At 42.7% G+C, this 13,944-nt stretch carries 14 protein-coding genes; 3 read left to right on the top strand and 11 right to left on the bottom strand.

Going from position 1 to position 13,944, the window contains the following annotated elements; genetic code table 11:
- Positions 1-198 precede the first annotated feature (198 nt).
- The 5 genes from AC4E8A_RS09960 to AC4E8A_RS09940 all read right to left on the bottom strand — a co-directional run bounded on the left by AC4E8A_RS09960 (position 199) and on the right by AC4E8A_RS09940 (position 4,856).
- Complete coding sequence (locus AC4E8A_RS09960; RefSeq protein ID WP_490198309.1) at positions 199-606, bottom strand: CoA-binding protein; 408 nt, start codon at positions 604-606, stop codon at positions 199-201.
- Between the two features lie 111 nt (positions 607-717).
- Positions 718-1,611, bottom strand: coding sequence for a glycine betaine ABC transporter substrate-binding protein (locus AC4E8A_RS09955; RefSeq protein ID WP_490198308.1), 894 nt, complete (start codon positions 1,609-1,611; stop codon positions 718-720).
- Between the two features lie 17 nt (positions 1,612-1,628).
- The gene (locus tag AC4E8A_RS09950; protein WP_490198306.1) at positions 1,629-2,288 is read right to left on the bottom strand and encodes an ABC transporter permease; all 660 of its coding nucleotides are present in this window, start codon (positions 2,286-2,288) and stop codon (positions 1,629-1,631) included.
- Entirely contained in the window at positions 2,278-3,243 is a 966-nt protein-coding gene (locus tag AC4E8A_RS09945) for an ABC transporter ATP-binding protein (protein ID WP_490198305.1), read from the bottom strand. Before AC4E8A_RS09945 ends, AC4E8A_RS09950 begins: the two co-directional genes overlap by 11 nt.
- A gap of 320 nt (positions 3,244-3,563) precedes the next feature.
- Positions 3,564-4,856 (bottom strand): purine/pyrimidine permease, encoded by a 1,293-nt coding sequence (locus AC4E8A_RS09940; protein ID WP_490198303.1) that lies wholly within the window; start codon positions 4,854-4,856, stop codon positions 3,564-3,566.
- A 228-nt stretch (positions 4,857-5,084) separates the two neighbouring features.
- Here AC4E8A_RS09940 and plsY point away from each other — a divergent pair, with 228 nt between their 5' ends.
- Together plsY and AC4E8A_RS09930 are read left to right on the top strand one after the other, a co-directional pair.
- A complete protein-coding gene (plsY, locus tag AC4E8A_RS09935) occupies positions 5,085-5,678 on the top strand; it encodes a glycerol-3-phosphate 1-O-acyltransferase PlsY (RefSeq protein WP_490198301.1) in 594 nt (197 codons plus the stop codon).
- Positions 5,679-5,910: 232 nt separating this feature from the next.
- The gene (locus AC4E8A_RS09930) at positions 5,911-7,059 is read left to right on the top strand and encodes a CapA family protein (RefSeq protein WP_490198300.1); all 1,149 of its coding nucleotides are present in this window, start codon (positions 5,911-5,913) and stop codon (positions 7,057-7,059) included.
- Between the two features lie 445 nt (positions 7,060-7,504).
- Here the strand turns inward: AC4E8A_RS09930 and AC4E8A_RS09925 are convergent, their stop codons facing one another.
- Complete coding sequence (locus AC4E8A_RS09925; protein ID WP_490198298.1) at positions 7,505-7,768, bottom strand: hypothetical protein; 264 nt, start codon at positions 7,766-7,768, stop codon at positions 7,505-7,507.
- Between the two features lie 159 nt (positions 7,769-7,927).
- Here AC4E8A_RS09925 and AC4E8A_RS09920 point away from each other — a divergent pair, with 159 nt between their 5' ends.
- Positions 7,928-8,218 (top strand): HesB/YadR/YfhF family protein, encoded by a 291-nt coding sequence (locus AC4E8A_RS09920; RefSeq protein ID WP_490198296.1) that lies wholly within the window; start codon positions 7,928-7,930, stop codon positions 8,216-8,218.
- A gap of 39 nt (positions 8,219-8,257) precedes the next feature.
- Here AC4E8A_RS09920 and AC4E8A_RS09915 read toward each other — a convergent pair whose 3' ends face one another.
- From AC4E8A_RS09915 to AC4E8A_RS09895, 5 genes are all read right to left on the bottom strand, one after another.
- Positions 8,258-11,086 carry an ATP-binding protein gene (locus AC4E8A_RS09915; protein ID WP_490198294.1) on the bottom strand — a complete coding sequence of 943 codons (2,829 nt, stop codon included), beginning with the start codon at positions 11,084-11,086 and terminating at the stop codon, positions 8,258-8,260.
- Positions 11,079-11,450 (bottom strand): response regulator transcription factor, encoded by a 372-nt coding sequence (locus AC4E8A_RS09910; protein ID WP_490198292.1) that lies wholly within the window; start codon positions 11,448-11,450, stop codon positions 11,079-11,081. Before AC4E8A_RS09910 ends, AC4E8A_RS09915 begins: the two co-directional genes overlap by 8 nt.
- Positions 11,428-13,080, bottom strand: a complete 1,653-nt coding sequence (locus AC4E8A_RS09905) for a diguanylate cyclase (protein WP_490198290.1) — start codon at positions 13,078-13,080, stop codon at positions 11,428-11,430. The genes AC4E8A_RS09910 and AC4E8A_RS09905 overlap by 23 nt, the downstream gene beginning before the upstream one ends.
- A 77-nt stretch (positions 13,081-13,157) precedes the next feature.
- The gene (locus AC4E8A_RS09900; RefSeq protein ID WP_490198288.1) at positions 13,158-13,457 is read right to left on the bottom strand and encodes a hypothetical protein; all 300 of its coding nucleotides are present in this window, start codon (positions 13,455-13,457) and stop codon (positions 13,158-13,160) included.
- 19 nt (positions 13,458-13,476) lie between these two features.
- Entirely contained in the window at positions 13,477-13,893 is a 417-nt protein-coding gene (locus tag AC4E8A_RS09895; RefSeq protein WP_490198287.1) for an acyl-CoA thioesterase, read from the bottom strand.
- Positions 13,894-13,944: the final 51 nt, after the last annotated feature.

Here is a 13,944-nt window from a genome sequence, read left to right as displayed (position 1 = left end):
GCAAACTTCTATGCTTTATTGTATCGTTTTATTTAAATTTCGCAAATTTATTTTCATAAAGACATGTAAAAAGAATGGAAGATTGCCGGGTTTCTTATCCGAGTGTGATCATTTTTTCGTTAAAGTCCATGCCGATGAAACGGTCTCTTGGCACCCAAAAACAAGCGACGGAAATCCATCCGTCGCTTGTTCGAATCCCTATCGTGTTAAAGCATGTTCTACCTTGATACAGCGGTCCATGATAACGGTATATCCCTTACTTTTCAAAAAGTCATAGGCTTGTTCATTGTATACACCAAGCTGTGCCCAGAAGATATCTGCATCGATCTCATCGAATTCTCTAGCGATTTCAGGAAGGAATTCCGACCTGCGGAACACATTGACAATATCAACATGCCTGCCGATGTCCTTCAGTGTCGGTACTGCCTTTACCCCCAATGCTTCATCTATTGTCGGGTTGACCGGAATGATTTCATAGCCATTGTCCTGCATGGCTTTGGAAACCATATAAGATGTTCTCTCAGGGTTGTCACTCAACCCCACGACTGCAATCACTTTTGATTTATCGAGCAGCGGTTTCATTTCATTTCTCGTTAAAAAATCCATTGTTATTTCAACTCCTCCTCTACTTTAATTCGATGTTTTTTGGAAATATCCTGCAAAAAAAGCTGATCTATAGGTTTTTTACCCGAATAGATCAGCTTGAATCCTCTATTTTTATTCCTCTATGATCCCTTTGGAGATCAGGAATTCCCTTGCCACATCTTCAACGTCCTCTTTATCCATATCCACTTTGGCATTCAGTTCGCTCATTTCTTCTTCAGAAATCTGACCAGCAAGTTCATTGACCGCATCTTCAAGCTCAGGGTGCTCTTCCAATACTTCCTGTCTGACAATCGGTGCAGCAAAGAAAGGAGGGAAGAATCCTTTATCATCTTTCGTTACCGCTAGGTCATAACGCTGAATCCTGCCGTCGGTAGTAAAGGCGGGGATCAGGTCGACGTCACCATTTTTCACAGCTTCATACATGATGTTAGGGTCATAGCTTTCTGTATTTTTAAAATTGAAGTCGTATGCTTTGATTAGATCATCATATCCGTCACCAGGACGTTCGTAGAATTGGTGTGGTGCACCAAAGACCATTTCCTCTGAATAGGGAATTAAATCAGAGTAAGTTTCAGCATCAATATCTTCGCCTTTTCGGTAAGCAAGGGTATAGGTGTTTTCAAACCCAAGCGGCTCCAGCCAGGTTACACCATATTTTTCTTCATAACCCTTTTTAACCTGCTTATAGATTTCCTCTGCACTTGCACCTTGTTCTGCTTCTTCTTTCAGTACTGCTTTCAGACCGGTTCCCGTATATTCGACATACATATCGATGTCGCCTTTTTCAATTGCCGGAGTAAGGATGGAAACCTCTCCAAGGGCTTCTTCCCGCTCGACATTCAGGTCTGTTTTTTCCTCAATGACAAGTGCAAGCATCTCTGTCAGTATGTATTGTTCTGTCCACATCTTGCCGGATACTACAACTGTATCTTTTTCGCTGCCGTTTCCGCATGCTGAAAGTATCAGCAAAAGGGAAATGGCCGCAACTAGCAATCTTTTTTTCATGATTTGAGTCTCCTTTTTCATTTTCTGGCCTTCAACCCTTTAGGAGTTGTCGCCTTTTCCAGTAGTTTTAATAAGTAATCAAAAAATAGAGCAAGCAATGCAGCTGGAAGGGCACCTGCAAGCACCAGGCTGTTATTCCAGGAAGAGAGCCCCCGATAGATGATGTCGCCAAGCCCTCCGGCACCAACGAATGTTGCCAGCGTCGCCACGCCGACTGTCAGCACAGTCGCCGTACGGATACCCGCCATGATGAACGGAAGGGATAACGGAAGCTCGACCTTATAAAGCAGCTGGCGTCTCGTCATACCCATTCCTCTTCCTGCCTCAATGACAGCCTGGTCAACACCTGTGATTCCTGTATAAGTGTTCCTGAGAATCGGGAGAAGAGCATACACAGTCAAGGCAACTATGGCTGTCGCACTTCCCGTACCGAGCAATGGCACGAGAAATCCGAACAGAGCAAGGCTGGGGATCGTTTGAAAGACCGCCGTCACGCCTATAAAGAATTCTGCCGAGCTTTTTTTTCGTGATATGTATATTCCTAGAGGCAGCGATATAATGATAGCAATGAATATAGCGACAAACGAAAGAATCAGATGTTCTAATAGGCCCTGCATAATATCATCTGACCTGCTTGACACCGTATTCAGGAATGTTGATACTATGTTACCCAGCATGAGGCGATCCCTCCTTATCAGCAACAGCCTGCAGGATGTCCTCTTTGGTGACAAAACCGACTGCTTTGCCATTCTCTTCAACCTTTAGAAAATCAGCGTTTGACAGCAAGAGCTCTTTAGCAGCCTGAGAGATGGTGGCGCTTGGAGAAATAGCGGAACCAGCGCTCTTTGTTCGTTGATCCATACCCGTTGACATGATATCCCTAACAGCCCGATCCGCACTCTTGTTCATTCGATGCTCACCTATGAATGTCTTGACAAATTCGTTGGCAGGGGCAGTCAAAAGCTCAGCCGGGGAGCCGTACTGTTCAATGACACCGTCTCTCATGACAGCGATATGATCCGCAATTTTCAATGCTTCATCCATATCATGTGTGACAAACACAATCGTTTTATGGATTTTCTGCTGAAGTACTTTTAATTCATCCTGGAGCTGTTCGCGGCTGATTGGATCCAGTGCACTGAATGGCTCATCCATTAAGATGATGGGAGGCTCTGCGGCAAGTGCCCGGATCACCCCGACGCGCTGCTGCTGCCCGCCGCTGAGTTCAAGCGGATAGCGCTTTCTGTATACCTCGGGTTCGAGTCCGACCAGAGTCATCAACTCTTCCACCCTGGGTTCATATTGCTCTTTCCTCCACCCCTTTAACTTTGGGATAAGCGCAATGTTTTCTTCTATGGTCATATGCGGCAGCAAACCAATGCGTTGGATGACATACCCAATATTCCGCCGTAATTCCACTTCATCCTTGGAAGCAATCTCTTCACCATTTATGTATATCGTACCGTCCGTGGGAACAATCAATTTATTGATCATTTTCATGGTGGTCGTCTTACCGCAGCCGCTCGGGCCAATCAGTGCGGTCAATCGGCCTTCGGGAATGATAAGGTCTATCCCCTTGATAGCCTCCGTTCCATCCTCGAAAGTCTTTCTTACCTTCTTAAATTCAATCATCTCAACACCTGCTTCAAATAAATAATCGTATTATCAATACCCTCTCCACCACAAGTTAAACATATATTTACCAATTATAGAAAGATTATGTTTGGGGAGTATGTTTTTCCCGGAACCAGCCCCCTTTCAATATTAAAATCATCTTCTGTATTCAGTTGAAATGCAGAAATGACTGATAGATTACCTTAGCTGGCCGGTGGAACGGCAAAGGGCGACAATAAGGGCCTCTACCCTTACCCTATTAAAGGCTTCATAAAAAATGATCCCCAAAAATCAAAAGACACCAGCAAGGACCTGGCCTGGCTGGTGCCACAAACACATCACTTATTTTCCAACTTCCTGTCCTTCCGTATTAGCACCTGCTCCACGATAATCGCAACAATGGTGCCGATGATCAACCCGTTGTTCAGGATTGAAGCCGCTACGGCTGGCACTCCTACAAAGGCCGCCGAAGGAACAAACATCAGTCCTACTCCAGCAATGAGGGCAATTCCTGCTGTGAAATTCGAACGCTCATTATTTTTTTCTTTCCTGTACTCCCCAAGCGCCAAACCGACCATATTAATGAAAATGACATATGTTACGGCATAGCCAACAGGAGCAGGAAGCGTAGCTAAGATGTTCATGATGTCTGGAAAAAGGCTGATAGCTACCACCAAGGACGCTCCCAGTACAAACGGGATGATCGAAAGGATACCTGTCGCCGAAACAAATCCCGCTGCCCCTGAAATTGGAACGGAGCCCACTGCAGAAAACAGACCTCCTAGCAGCTGATTGATCCCTGAAACAGTCCCTGCCTGATTATATCTTCTATGCAGCTTCATGTTATTCGTATTCATGACTTCTTCCATGACCCTGATGGAAGCGATCATGTTGGTAATCAATAATAAAGTAATGAAAAAGGATGTGATGATGACTCCTAAATCAAACTTCGGCATACCGAACACAAATATACCAGGCAATGAGATGATCTCTCCTGCCGTTGGCGGGACACTTCCTGTTTTTCCAATCCAGATAAACACCAACCATCCAATGGCTAATGATAAAATGATCGAATAACGTCTAATCCAGGAAACTTTATGACGAGATAAGTACAATGTCAGGAAAAACGTAAATAAGCTTCCAGCAAGAATGGTAAAATCAATCGTCGGATGATCCCCGGACATACCGAACATCCCTTTGATGAAAGAACCGCTCAGCTGAAGAATCAAGAGCAGTAAATAAATAAATGTAATCGTCGGAGTGAAAAGCTTTGTCAGCTTTGACAGCCCTCCGGTTACAGCGAATAAAAAGAAAAATACTCCACTGACCAGCATTCCTCCCTGCAACAGCTGCAATACTTCATTCCCAGTCCCATAAATGGTCCCGACAAATCCTGCATAGATGGCAAACACACCCCACCAAAGACCGGCTGGCCCCTCGTTGATTGGCATTCTGTGTCCGATCAATGCCTGCAGGACTCCTGCTGCTCCCAGGACAAACATCGTTCTTTGAATAAAACCTGCAGTCTCTGCAGGCGGCAGATGAAATAAATCTGCAATCGCTATGGGAGCCGCTATTGAACCAGCTACCATAAAGGCCATCCATTGAAGACCTGTAAGAAATATTTTCATTGTGACACCTCATTCTGGAAAATCTATTTTTCATTCTAGCACAACACTGTATTATTAGGGGACATCTTATCTTTTTTCCTCAATGTTTACAGGGAAGTATTAGTAGCTGGTCATGATTTTTTTCGGAGTTTCTCCCAAATCGGCTGCATTCATGGTAAAATAATGTTACTTATATAAACATGCGGTTTTACAATTGTGAACGGCATATAGTTAAAAGGGGTTGTCACAGTGATCATTGCTCTTATTATTGTTTTAGCTTACTTATTGGGATCCATTCCTTCAGGTCTTATCATTGGAAAAACATTTTTCGGAAAAGATATCAGGGAACATGGAAGCGGAAACCTTGGCGGAACCAACAGTTTCCGGACACTTGGTGTGAAAGCGGGTATGGTGGTAACCATCATGGACATCCTGAAAGGAACGGCGGCTGTGCTGCTCCCGGACCTGTTCGGATCTGACCTTCACATGCTGATTGCAGGAGTAGCTGCGGTTATAGGCCATATGTATCCTGTTTTTGCTAATTTCCGTGGAGGAAAGGCAGTGGCCACATCAGGAGGAGTTCTTCTTGGATATGTTCCCGTGCTGTTCATTTTATTGCTTTTAGTATTTTTTGCATTTCTGTTCATTACTAAATATGTTTCCCTTTCTTCAATCCTTGCGGGTATCTTTGCTTTCATCTACTCCGTTTTCACAGGGGACATACCGCTGATTATAGTAGTCGGAGCTCTTACCTTCTTTGTCATTTACAGGCATAGAGCAAACCTCAGCAGAATCAAAAACAAAACCGAGCCGAAAGTCAAATGGCTTTCATTCAATAAGTAAATTCCGCTGCCATAAACCTCTCGACTCGGTTCATGGCAGCTTTTTTTGTGAAAATGTCGAAGCGAATTTTTTTACAAAATGAATTTGTCCTCCTCGATGCTGGAATTTACTTAATTTAACATTGAAATTCAACAAGTTTCTGTGTATTTCTCGGTTACGCAACTCTATAATGTTTAATAGAAGGAATGTTTGGCCCGTTAGGAAAATTAGTAGAGAGTGGATGGTAAAGAAAATGAATAAAAAAGTTATATGGGGTTCTGCGCTCGCTGTCATCCTTATGATTGCAGCGTTGATGTTAGTGCTGAACCAATTTGAGTCATCTAAAGATCCAACTGGAGCATCGGGCACATCCGCCCTGCACTCCAGTACTAAAACAAACCTTAAGGAAAAGTCCTATACGAGTGAGGCTGTCATCGGGGCAATCGGTGATGTACTGCTACATAACACAGTCTATCAGGATGCCGAAGAAGGAGAATCCTATAATTTTGTACCTATGTTCCAGGATGTAGAGAGTTATTTGCAAAGTCCTGATTTCACCATTGCCAACCAGGAATCCCTTCCAGGCGGAGCCGAGCTCGGGGTCTCAACTTATCCGGCATTTAACAGTCCTTATGAAATAGTCGATGCCCTGCAGCAGCTTGGAGTCGACGCTGTAACTACAGCGAACAATCATTCCTTGGATAAAGGAACCAAAGGCGTACTAAGTGCCATCTCCCATTATGAGAAAATCGGAATGCCTTATACCGGGGCATTCAAAAGTAAGGAAGACCGTGAAAATATTAGAACGTTTAATGTCAATGGGATTTCATTTGCCTTATTGGCGTACACATACGGAACAAACGGAATTCCTGTTCCTGAGGGCAAGGATTATCTTGTCAACCTGATTGACCTGGATTTAATGAAGCAGGATATTCAAAAAGCAAGAGCTTTGGGAGTGGACATGGTGGTGATGGCAACTCACTGGGGAAATGAGTATGAAAGATATCCCAACGATACACAAAAAATGCTTGCCCGGGAGTTGACCAATGCAGGAGTGGATCTTATCATCGGCCATCACCCTCATGTTCTGCAGCCAATCGAGAAACTGAACACTGAAGACGGACGTGAAGCAGTCGTCATTTATTCATTGGGCAACTTCCTTTCCGGCCAGGACGGGGAACTGAAGAATATCGGTGGTATTGCGAATGTAAAGGTCCAGAAAATCATAGATGAGAACGGAAAACGGATTACTTTCCCTGAAATCAATTTCCAACCGACGTTTGTGACACAATCCCGCTACCGAAACTATCGTATCCTGCCGCTTGATGCCGCCAATCAAAACGGACTTGTATCCTTTCCGGAAGAAGAAATGGTGTCTCATGTGATGAACATGGAACCTTAAATGAAAAAAGGTCCATTTGCTGCAGCTTTTCCATAATGAACTGCATAAATGTTAAAACAAACCGATCTGGGATTTTGGACAGGCCGGTTTGTTTTTATTTCAATGGTGGCCCCATATTCAATGAGAAGCAGCTCAACGAAAAAGGGATTATCTTCATGTATATAAGTCGGTACTGGATTTTTTCCAAGGAAGGCCGGTTCCTCCCGGTTCCTCATTCTCGTTGGCCCATTTTGCCTCTTATCGGTCCTGCTTCTCTCTATCATCTCGGTCTCGTTGGCTCATTTAGCCATATTCAGGATGAGGATTACCTGGATTTTCGTATCATATAAAAAAAGACTCATCACTTGGACGAGTCTCGGCATTCACTCTTAAACGGTGTAAAAAGCTGATTTCTTAGTTCTGGCACACGGAAAAGGACCTTTGGTCATTTAATGGACAGGTTTTTTCAGTGGCCAGCAGGGAAAAGGACATGGTGGAACATTGCAGTTGTAACGGCCAGCACCGCCAACACCAAAACAGCAGCGGTAAAGGCTTTCGTCATGCGTTTTTGGAACATCCACAGCAACAGAAAGTACACAGCTGCGGCTGCGGCAATAAATCCGAGGGCTTCCATTCTATAATTTATCTTTTCGAGCTGGACGAAAGTCATCAGGACCAAGCCGCCAAATATTCCTGCTCCAATGATGAGAAATAGTTTGAGATTGTTCATCCTCCCGCCTCCTTTATAGATGGATGGTATGTATTAGTATTAAAATAACATAAAGAGTATGCCTTAATCCAATCATTTTCCTTTTTGAGCCGATGATTGGCTGAAGATACGGAAAACATCATATAATAGACAAAGACAGCAACCGAAAGGAGTACAGCTATGAATATTTCTATTACAGACGAAGCATTGAAATGGTTTAAAGACGAGATGAACATAGAAGAAGGGGATTTCATACGATTCTATGTTCGTTATGGCGGTTCAAGCCCCCTTCATGATTCCTTCTCATTAGGGGTGAATAAGGAAGACCCTATTGACATCGGTACGAAAACAGAAGTGGACGGAACCACTTTCTTTGTCGAGGAAAATGACATCTGGTTCTTTTCTGATCATGACCTTCATGTGAATTACAATGAAAAACTAGACGAACCGGCATATGAATATAAAAAATGACAAAAATGAAGGCGGTCCATCCCGCCTTCATTTTTTGATTTATCCTTTCAGATTGTCCAGTACCATCTCTGTCAGTTTGCTTGGTAAATAAGGTTTTACCAGAAAGCCTTCAGCTCCCATCCTCATTACCTTCTCTTTTTCATCCAACGCTGTTGATACAAACACAGGGATGTCTTTTAAATCGGAGCGGTTTTTTACCGTTTTAAGGATATCCAGTCCATCCATTTGCGACATGCTTAACATGATATCCAGGATAAGCGCATCAGGTGGGTTTTCCTCTATGGATAATAATGCCTCTTCTCCGTTCGAGAAGGTTGAGATGGCAAAACCGCTTTCTGATAATTCATGTGACATCAGGGAGGCCAGCTGCTGGTCATCTTCCACGATAACAATCCGTCCTCTGTCCATCCCTATAGAACCAGCTTCATGTCTGTATTCAGCAATGCTTTTCATCCTTGGGAGAATGACAGCAAAAGTACTTCCATGGCCAATCTTTGAGGTCAGAGTGATGTCTCCATCATGGGCTTTAATGATCTCTTTTGCAATCGCAAGCCCCAATCCTGTCCCTCCTATCTTTCTCCTGTCCGAGTTATCCACGCGGAAGAACTTAGTGAAGAGATTAGGTATGGCGTCTTCCGGAATTCCCAGTCCTTCGTCCATGATGGAAATCCGGACATCATTCGCCCGGGCTTGCAGGTTAATGGTGATGTTACCTCCACCGGGGGAATACTTCACTGCATTTTGAATTAAATTCTGGAAAACCTGAATCAATTTATCTCGGTCCCCAAGCACGATGTCATCTTTACTATTACTGACAAGCTGTATATCGTGGATGTCGGTGCTGATTCTAATTCCTTCAATTACTTGTTTTAAGAGAGGAGTAAGAGACTCATATTTTTTATCATAGGTCTGTTTACCTGCTTCCATTCTCTGTACATCAAGGAAGTCGTTGATAAGGGCTGTCAATCGGTTTGCTTCCTGATGAATGGTGCCCAGGTACTTCTTCTGTCTTTCGGGTTTCAGCTCACGATTTATCAGCAGTTCGGTATAGCCCAGTACACTGGCAAGAGGTGTGCGCAGCTCATGAGACACAGTACTGACCAATTCATTCTTCATCTGGTCAGCTTCATATTCCTTTGTAAAGTCACGATGAACAAGGACCCAGCCAGACAATATATCATTTCTATAGAGAGGCTCTGCATAAACCTGTATCATCTTTTGCTGCCCATCACTGATTTTATACTGGGTTTGCTTTGGGGCATTGTCCTCACCTGAAAATAACTGATGGATGAAATCATGGATTTCATTTGGATTTTCAACCCGTTCGTGTATCCGCTCAAACCACTCCAAGAAAGGTTTTCCTATATACACACGCGGTTCATGACAGGTGTAGATGGAACAGAACGTTTCATTTAAGTGAAGGATCCTCCCGGCTGTATCCAGCAGCTGCACTCCTTCATGGATGGTGTTTAAGATATCATTATTCATGATTCGATCTGTTTCAGATGTTTCAAAAACCTTGATTTTTTCCAATGAGATTGAAACCTGTTTCGCAAGGGAGAAGTACTCTTGTATTTCTTCGGCAGAGTAGCCTCCTGAAAAACGGGAATAGACCATCACCGCTTCAATATTTCCATTGTATGAGAGGACTGGAATATATAGATCCCAGCATGGCTGCTCCTCATTATGAATTCCTTTTTCTTCCCTAGGAAGCCTTCTCTTGATGACGAAAGCTTCCTTCTCTTCCTGTAACCTCTCCATCAGACCATTTTCCAAATGGCTGATGAATTGCTTCACGCCTTTATCATGGACACTCCATTTTGCAAAAGTCTTATCCGCATCAAGGATTGCAATGATGCCCCTGTCGGCATGCAGTACACTTGAAAATCCTTTGACGATTGAATCAAGAACTTCCTGCTTATCTAGGGAATTGGATAAGCTATTGATGAGTTTGTTCCTGTGGCGCAGCTGATTCTCACGGTTTTCCATTTGGCCCAGAAGATTTTCCAATTCAAACTGCTGGGCCTGAAGTTCTTCCTGCTGCTCTGAGAGTTCGTCATTGTTGTCTTTCAAGTGCTGCTCATTTTCCTTGATAAAGGAAAACATTTGTAAAAAACTGTTCTTCAAAATCGAAATTTCATCTCTTCTCTTGTCGGGGGTAAAAACAATTTCAGATTCCTCTCCCCTGCTGACTTTATCTGCAGCAAAGGCAAGTTCTCTTAATGGTTTTCCAATTCTATTCAAGCTGATTCGCGTGATGGAAAGCAGAATGACCAGCATGAACAGAACAAATATAAACATCGTCCATTGGAGATCATTATAGACAGAAGCAAGGACCTCTCCATTTTCTTTCACCTGATCTTCCAAACTCTTATGATAACGATTTAAATTATTTTGAAAGGTTTGGATTTGAGGAGTGGCAAAATCATTTGCACGGCTGACGATCGCATCCAAATTTCCTTCTTCGTAATCCGTTAAAGTCGGAGGGAGCAGCTCCTCAAAGTAATGATTGTAAAAGGACTCCATCTCCTCGGAGAATTTTTGATCCTTTGATGAAAGAGCCAAATTACCGAATTGAATTAGCAGGCTGCTTATCTCCTCCTGCTGGCCCAACGCACTGTCCTTAAGATTTTTATTTCCAAAAGCAATATATCCCCTGATATCCATGATTGCCTGGTTAAAGTTCTCATCGATTTCAATGATGATATCTTCCTTCTGCAGTGTGATCCTGTTCTCTCTTTCAAGATCTTCTTGTACGTTAAACTGAATATATAGAATAATGCTTGCCCCTACCAAAAAAAGAAGGATAAAGACCATCATCAAGGAAGCAAATCGCCTTGAAAGACTTGTTTGAAAATAATTATTCATCTTCTGCCAATATTTCCTCTACTCTTTCTGCCAACAGCATAGGGCTGAACGGTTTGGATAGAAAATAATCAGCACCCGCTCCCAGGATTGTTTGTTCATCTGACTTCTGGCTCTTTGCCGTAAGCATCATGATCTTTGTATATTTGTTCAAACTGCCGCTGCGTATGGTCTCGATCACTTCAAGGCCGGTTTTGCCCGGCATCATATAATCCAGCAGTATTAAATCAAATTTCAAAGAATCGGCAAGGGATTCCGCTTCCTCCCCGTCGCCTGCCTCATGTATATCATAGCCCTCGTCTTCGAGTGTATCCATGATCAACATACGGAGGACATCTTCATCTTCAGCTATTAATATTCTCTTCATGTGTATTCTCCCTACTATTATCTGTTAATCTAGTTAAATAGAATAAAATCTTGTTTTCCAGCGAATGAATGGAGAAGGGTTTAATGACATAGTCGGCTACACCCAGTTCTATCGCCTGCATCATCTCATTCCGTCCTGTTTCTGCAGACAGCATCAAGACTGTAAATGCAGCAAAATCCGCTTGCTTCAAGGTCTCGATTCCGCTCATTCCATCCATGAAGATATTCAGAAGAACCATGCCCCTTTGATTTTGTTCCATCCACCTGCTCCCAAGGAACTGCTCCCCGCTCTCAAATTTTGAAATCTTTATTGGGATTTCGCATTCAGCTGCGGTCTGCTTTATTGTATTGGAAAGCAGCACCTGCATAATGGGGTCGTCCTCCAGCAAGGCAATGGAAACAGCTTTGAAGGATGAGGACATGCTCCGGTTGAACAAGGTCACCTGATTTCTTCCATTCTCTTTCGATTGATACAGTGCAAGGTCTGCCATATCCAGCCAGTAAGATAAGGAAGTAGAAACGGAAGCATCCACATCAACTACACCAGAAGAAAACGTACAACTGAATTCATGGCTGCCTTCTGCCTTAAACATATGTGCTGAAAAGGCAGCTAATATTTTTTCCAGCTGTTCTTTGCATTTCACAGCTGTTGTTTCAGGAGACAGCAAAACGAATTCCTCGCCGCCATACCTTATCAGGATATCCTCCGGTCTGAGTCTTTTTTTAACAAACATTGAAAATTCTTTTAAGACAGTGTCACCTGTAAGATGGCCATATTGGTCATTTACCCTTTTAAAATAATCCAGATCCAAAAAGGCAATGGATAAATTCTGCTCTTCCTCCCATTGCTTCGCACACAGATGCGCAAACGAGTTGCGGAGGTATTTCCGATTATACAATCTGGTTAATTCATCGACTAAAATTAAATGATCGACAAACCCCTTCCGCTCTATCTGTCTGTTCACCCTGATGAAGAGTTCCTCTAAGACAAAGGGCTTTTGGATAAAATCATCCGCTCCTTGTTTATAACTTTCGATTCGGAGGGCATCTGAATTTGCATCTGACAGCATTACAACAGGGACATATTGCTTTTGAACGGTCTTTGAAATATGTGCCAGTGTGTCCAGCCCACTTTGATCTCCAAGAAAAATATCCAGCAGGATACAGTCGGGTTTCACATCATACAATGCTGAGATTGCCTTATCTGCATCGGTGAAACCGAACACATGGAACCCTTTCTGTTCCAAATAATCTTTAATGGAAATGAGGAAGCTTGTATCGTTTTCTACCAGAAAAACAATCTTCCTTTTTTCACTCATATCAGCCTTAATCGGGAAGTCGATTTCATTTTCATATTCAAACTGATAGCATTCCTTTAAAAGAGGAGAGATGATCTCCTGAATGTTTTTTCTATTCCATGTAAGTTCCCCATTAATATCAGCGATTTTCATCGCTTCCGCAGCCAAACCACCAATCTCGTCAAGCTCGATGGTAGGCGCTGTCCCGCTGATAGAATGGAAAAAACGCTTTACTTCAGCAGCCGGGATTTCTTTATCCGAGCTTAACCACTCAGATAACTTTTTTCTGATATTATCGATTAATTTATACTGATAAACTTTCATTTTTGTCATATTATACCCCAGTTAAAAATAGTAGATAGATTGAATGTACTATGACAGGGGAGTGCAGTCAATTGTCAATTTCTTGACTAAAAAAACCGATTCAAATGATTGTTTAGTTTTTCGCATTTAAGAACCTGTTTCTGCTTTTCCCCAAGAAGATCAAAGTGAGGATAATCCGTTCTCCTCGCATCAATCCATTCTCGTTTCAACCCATATGGTTTTCCCCATTCAGCAAGTGCATCAATATCCCTGGCACCGACTTTTGTTACCGTTTTACATTCAGGGAAACGCTCGTCAAGCCAATAATGAGTAAGGAATGATATTTCTCCGTTATCGATATCCTGTTTCCACTTTTTTAATTCGTTTCTATCTATGCCAAATGCCATATTTCATCACATAACCTTTTTATTTTTTGGCTTTCTCATATGCTTCATGCCATTGAGGATATTGTCTCTTAACTGATATCGGCCTGAACGTATCTTTTTTTACACATACATGCTTGGAAATTGCTGTAACCGACAAGGCACCTTTTTCCGTGAAAATTTCATACCCGTATGTCACCCTTAGTCCGTCATACGACTCAATCCAGGTTTTCACAATAGCCTTTTCCCCATACCTGACAGGACTTTTGTAGCTAATTTCTATATCAATCACGGGAGAAATAATCCCATCCTTCTCCATATCTGCATACCTAAAGCCTAAATCTTCAATCAGTTTAGTTCTTCCCAATTCCATCCATACCAAGTAATTGGCGTGATAAACGACACCCATTTGGTCTGTTTCCGCATAACGCACTTCAATGCTTTTTTCTGATATGTACATAAAATATCACCTTTGCTTTCTGGATTTATCCTCAATTTTAACATATGTAAG

It is taken from the genome of Bacillus sp. SRL337, assembly GCF_984799155.1.
The sequence above is the reverse complement of the archived record's forward strand: the minus strand, read 5'-3'. Positions and strand labels throughout refer to the sequence as shown.

Coding starts and splice junctions, on each gene's coding strand:
- AC4E8A_RS09960 (WP_490198309.1), bottom strand. CDS start 606: ATGGATTTTTTAACGAGAAATGAAATGAAACCGCTGCTCGATAAATCA.
- AC4E8A_RS09955 (WP_490198308.1), bottom strand. CDS start 1,611: ATGAAAAAAAGATTGCTAGTTGCGGCCATTTCCCTTTTGCTGATACTT.
- AC4E8A_RS09950 (WP_490198306.1), bottom strand. CDS start 2,288: ATGCTGGGTAACATAGTATCAACATTCCTGAATACGGTGTCAAGCAGG.
- AC4E8A_RS09945 (WP_490198305.1), bottom strand. CDS start 3,243: ATGATTGAATTTAAGAAGGTAAGAAAGACTTTCGAGGATGGAACGGAG.
- AC4E8A_RS09940 (WP_490198303.1), bottom strand. CDS start 4,856: ATGAAAATATTTCTTACAGGTCTTCAATGGATGGCCTTTATGGTAGCT.
- AC4E8A_RS09930 (WP_490198300.1), top strand. CDS start 5,911: ATGAATAAAAAAGTTATATGGGGTTCTGCGCTCGCTGTCATCCTTATG.
- AC4E8A_RS09925 (WP_490198298.1), bottom strand. CDS start 7,768: ATGAACAATCTCAAACTATTTCTCATCATTGGAGCAGGAATATTTGGC.
- AC4E8A_RS09920 (WP_490198296.1), top strand. CDS start 7,928: ATGAATATTTCTATTACAGACGAAGCATTGAAATGGTTTAAAGACGAG.
- AC4E8A_RS09915 (WP_490198294.1), bottom strand. CDS start 11,086: ATGAATAATTATTTTCAAACAAGTCTTTCAAGGCGATTTGCTTCCTTG.
- AC4E8A_RS09910 (WP_490198292.1), bottom strand. CDS start 11,450: ATGAAGAGAATATTAATAGCTGAAGATGAAGATGTCCTCCGTATGTTG.
- AC4E8A_RS09905 (WP_490198290.1), bottom strand. CDS start 13,080: ATGACAAAAATGAAAGTTTATCAGTATAAATTAATCGATAATATCAGA.
- AC4E8A_RS09900 (WP_490198288.1), bottom strand. CDS start 13,457: ATGGCATTTGGCATAGATAGAAACGAATTAAAAAAGTGGAAACAGGAT.
- AC4E8A_RS09895 (WP_490198287.1), bottom strand. CDS start 13,893: ATGTACATATCAGAAAAAAGCATTGAAGTGCGTTATGCGGAAACAGAC.